General features: G+C 72.7%; 4 protein-coding genes. 2 read left to right on the top strand and 2 right to left on the bottom strand.

Annotation, left to right across the window (positions count from 1 at the left end):
* Both ACJA3G_RS31625 and ACJA3G_RS31630 read left to right on the top strand, forming a co-directional pair.
* Positions 1-1,417 (top strand): cytochrome P450 (locus ACJA3G_RS31625; RefSeq protein ID WP_406556477.1); only part of this gene is annotated, 1,417 nt, incomplete at its 5' end.
* A gap of 29 nt (positions 1,418-1,446) precedes the next feature.
* Complete coding sequence (locus tag ACJA3G_RS31630; protein WP_406556478.1) at positions 1,447-3,066, top strand: peroxidase family protein; 1,620 nt, start codon at positions 1,447-1,449, stop codon at positions 3,064-3,066.
* A 45-nt stretch (positions 3,067-3,111) separates the two neighbouring features.
* On the opposite strand, the gene ACJA3G_RS31635 is transcribed toward ACJA3G_RS31630, so the two are convergent.
* A complete protein-coding gene (locus ACJA3G_RS31635) occupies positions 3,112-3,369 on the bottom strand; it encodes a hypothetical protein (protein ID WP_406556479.1) in 258 nt (85 codons plus the stop codon).
* 35 nt (positions 3,370-3,404) lie between these two features.
* Positions 3,405-4,163, bottom strand: a 759-nt coding sequence (locus ACJA3G_RS31640) for an acetoacetate decarboxylase family protein (protein WP_406556480.1), incomplete at its 5' end; no start/stop codon positions are given.

The following is a 4,163-nucleotide window of genomic DNA, read 5'->3' on the forward strand; positions in this document are numbered from 1 at the left end:
CACCCCGGCCCCGCTCCCCCGCACCCCGGCGCTGCCCCGGATGCCTGCCCGACGTGCGACGGCCGCCGTGCGGTGGCTCAATGCCGTCATGGACTTCCTCACCGCGTACGACGCGCTCCCGGAGGACGACGTCCCGCGGCGGGTGGCCCTGCTGCGGCGGAGCATGGCAGCCGACAAGGCGGCCCTGTTCACCGAACTGCGCGCACACCGGCCGGTGTTCAGCACGCCCGTCGGTGTGTTCGTCACCCGGCACCCGGACGTCCTGGAGGTGTTGTCGGCGCCCGAGACGTTCACCGTCGGCGTGTTCGGGCCGGCGTTGGAGGAGGTGCTCGGTGCTCCCTTCCTCCTCGCCCGGGACGGCGCCGACCTGCACTGGCGCGAGCGCGGTTACGGGCAGGTGCTCCTGGCGGCCGAGGACGCGCCCCGGGTGCGCGAGCTGACGGCCCGGACCGCCGACGCCGTCCTGGACGAGGCGCTCGCCCGGGGTGGTGACACCTTCGACCTGATCCAGGACTACGCCCGTCTGGCCGCCGCCCAGGTGGCCCGCGCCTACCTGGGCCTGGACGGTATCGACGAGGAGGTCCTGCACTCCTGCACCCGCCGTATGCAGTGGGCGTTCGCCGTCAATCCCGACCGCGACCCGGAGATCCACGCGGCCGGGGTGGCGGCCGGGCGCGAGCTGCGCGAGCGGGTGGCCGAGGTGATCACGCGCCGCCGGTCCGCGTCTGCGTCCACGTCCGAGGACGGCGACGGCGACGGCGACGGCGACGGCGACGGCGACGGGCGGACAGACATCCTCGACCGGATGCTGCGCACCCGGCTCCCCGCCGAGTACGGCTTCGATGACGAGCGGATCAACGCCAACCTCGCCGGCTACCTGACGGGTTATCAGCAGAATGCCACGCAGTGCACGGCCACCGCGCTGAAGGAGCTGGCGCTGCGCCCAGAGGCGTTGGCCGAGGCCGAACGGGCGGCGGGCGCGGGCGACCCGGAGCGCTTCGACGCCTATGTGTGGGAGGCGCTGCGCTTCCACCCGTTCGTGCCCGTCACGCCCCGGCTGTGCCTGCGCGACCACGTGCTGGCCGCCGGGACGCCGCGGCAGACGGTGATCCCGGCCAAGAGCGTGGTGCTGGCCTGCTTCGCGTCCGCCATGTTCGACGAAGAGGTGCTGGACGCGCCCGCCGAGTTCCGCCCCGGCCGCCCGGCCGCGCACAACCTCGTCCTTGGATACGGGGCTCACGACTGCGTCGGGAAGTACGCCGCCCAGGTGATCGTGCCGGAGCTGGTGCGGCGGGTGCTGCTGCGTCCCGGCGTCCGCCCGCTGCCCGGCGGTGAACGCGCCCTCGACTACGCGGGCACCCCGTTCCCGCAGCACTACCCGGTGAGTTCCGGCCGCCCGTCCGTACCCGCGGCCTGACCGCCGCCGACCGCGCACCCGGAGGACCCATGACCGTCACGTCTCGCGAGACCGAGGGCCGGGCGGTGCCGCGCAAGGAAGCCCGGGACAGGTCCCGCGACGGCCGGCGCAACCGGTTCGAGACCCATCTGCTGACCCACTACCGCCCCGCCTGGCAGGCGGCCCAGCGCAGCAGGTGGCTGCACCGCAGGCTCAACTCGACCCTCACCGACCTGGCGGTCCTCAAAGCGCCCCCGCGCCCGGAGCCGCTGAGCACGAAGAGCCCGTACACCTCCTGGGACTCCCTCACCGACCGCTCCTGGGTGGGCCGCCACCTGCCGCCGACGGCCGTGCAGCCCGGGAACCTGCCGGCCCCGCAGGAGGTCGCCGAGCTGTTCCGCCGCGAGGGCGGGGGAAGATACTGCGGGCGTTCCACAGCGCTGCTGCCCGCGTTCGCGCAGTGGTTCACCGACGGCTTCCTGCGTGGACACGCCGCCACCGGCGACCCGCGCCGCACGGACTCCCCGCACACCCTCGACATGTGCCAGCTCTACGGCGACCGCGAGGAGGTCACCGCGTGCCTGCGCACCTTCCAGGGCGGCCGACTGAAGAGCCGAATGATCGACGGAGCCGAGTTCCCGCCCGCGCTGTGCCGGGACGGCCAGATCCTTGAAGAGTTCGGGGTGATCAGGCCGGTCCGCTTCGGCGAGGTGCCCAAGGACTGCGTCGACACGCTCTTCGCGTGCGGCGGCGAACGTGTGCACGCGCACATCGGTCCGATGGCGCTGAACGTCCTGTTCCTGCGCGAGCACAACCGGGTCGCCGGTCTCCTCAGCGCCGCCCACCCGGAGTGGGACGACGAGCGCGTCTTCCAGACCACCCGCAACACCCTGATCGTGATGATGATCCGGGTGATGCTGGAGGAGTACATCAACCACATCACGCCGTACCACTTCGACTTCGTCCTCGACCCGGTACGCACCGACCGCGGGGTGTGGCACCGGGAGAACTGGGCGACGATCGAGTTCAGCCTCGTCTACCGCTGGCACAGCCTCATCCCGTCCACCTACCGGATCGCGGACCAGGCGGTGCCACTCGCCCGGACGATCGCCAACGGGCAGCTCGTCCTCGACCGCGGCCTCGGTCCGCTGTTCGAGGACCTGTCACGGCAACCAGCCGGTCTGTCGGGGCTGTTCAACACCGACGAGCTGCTGCTGCCCATCGAGGCGCGCTCGGTAGCGGTCGGCCGGGAGCTGCGGCTGGCCTCGTACAACGACTACCGCGTCCACTACGGTTTCCCGCCGGTCACCCATCCACGGCAGATCACCGGCGACCCCCGGGTCCAGGAGGCGCTGCTCGATCTGTACGGCGGTGTCGACGACATCGAGCTGTACGTCGGTCTGTTCGCGGAGCAGCCGGAGCCCGGCGCCATCTTCGGCCGGCTGCTCGAACGGATCATCTCCGTCGACGCGTTCTCCGAGGCGCTGAACAACCCGCTGCTCGCGCCTCGTCTGTTCGCTCCCTCGACGTTCTCGGAGGAGGGTATGCGGGTCGTCCGGGAGACCAGGAGCTTCTCCGACCTGGTGCACCGCAACCTGCCGGAGGACACCGGACGTTACTTCGTGTCGCTGGGCAGCGGAGTGGGCGATACCCCGCCACCGGCCCACTGAACGGAGTGTCCCGAGGCCGCGCCGGCGGTGGCCGCGCCGCGCGGGTCAGCCGCGGACGTGCGCGAACAGGGCAGCCGCGGCGGTACGCAGTTGTTCCGCCGCCGTCGCACACGCGGCGGCCTGCTGCTCCAGGGTGGCCCGGCTCCACTCGGGTGCCGCCGGGCAGCAGCCGAGCGCGGCGGCGGTGGCGAGCAGCCGGCGCGCGTAGGCCCCCATGAGGTCGGCGTCCTGCCGCAACGTACGCACCTGGCCGAGGAGTTCGTCGGCAGATGAAGCGGCTGCTCGGGGGGACTCGGTCACCATGGCGGCTCCCACTCGGCTCGGTGCGGTACGGGACGTCAGCGCGGCAGGACGGCGCCCGCGCTGCGGTGGAGCATCAGCTGGGGGCAGCTCAGGACGAACAGGGGCCGCGTCCCGTCGATGCCGAGTGCGCGCAGCTGACCGGCGAGCGTTCCGGCCGCCGCGCTGTCCAGCCGCAGCCGGACCCCGCCGCCGGGGTGCAGCCGCTGCCTGCCGTGGACCCGGACCAGAGTGCGTACGGTGCTGTCGCTCCGGCGGCCGTAGAGCACCCAGTCCGCCTCCAGGCAGCGCACGCCGGGGCCGATCCGGCCCTCGACGGCGAGCCCGAGGCCCGGGGAGCGGAAGGTGATGTGCCGGCCCATCAGGTCGGCCTCGGCCGCCGTCCGCACCGCTGGCTGGCCCCAGATCTCCTGGGCGACGATCCGGGCCTCCTCGCTCGTCACGGCGAGGGACAGGACGTACCGTCCGGTGCGGCGCAGGTCCACCCGGCGCAGCAGGTCCGCCGCGACGTCGTACGGACGGGGCCGCCACAGGTCGTCGACCAGGACGGACAGCGCGATCTCGGTGTACGGGCCGATCGTGGTGCAACGGTGCTCGTACAGCGACAGCACGGCGAGGGCCCGTCGGGCCAGCCGGCTGGGGGTCACCCAGGTGACGTCGGGCAGCAGCGTGCGTGCCGCATCGGCGGAGACCGCGAAGCAGAGATGGGCGGCGGAGGAGTCGTAATAGCGCACGGGGACATCGACCGGACCGGCCGCGGTGGGGAAGGCGCTGGTGGGCAGGGTGAGGAAGGGGTA

The organism is Streptomyces sp. YS-3 (assembly GCF_045257485.1).
In the GTDB taxonomy this organism is placed as follows: Bacteria; Actinomycetota; Actinomycetes; order Streptomycetales; family Streptomycetaceae; genus Streptomyces.

Bases quoted from the DNA above. Each gene is read 5' to 3' on its own strand.
- ACJA3G_RS31630 (WP_406556478.1), top strand. From the start codon at position 1,447: ATGACCGTCACGTCTCGCGAGACCGAGGGCCGGGCGGTGCCGCGCAAG.
- ACJA3G_RS31635 (WP_406556479.1), bottom strand. From the start codon at position 3,369: ATGGTGACCGAGTCCCCCCGAGCAGCCGCTTCATCTGCCGACGAACTC.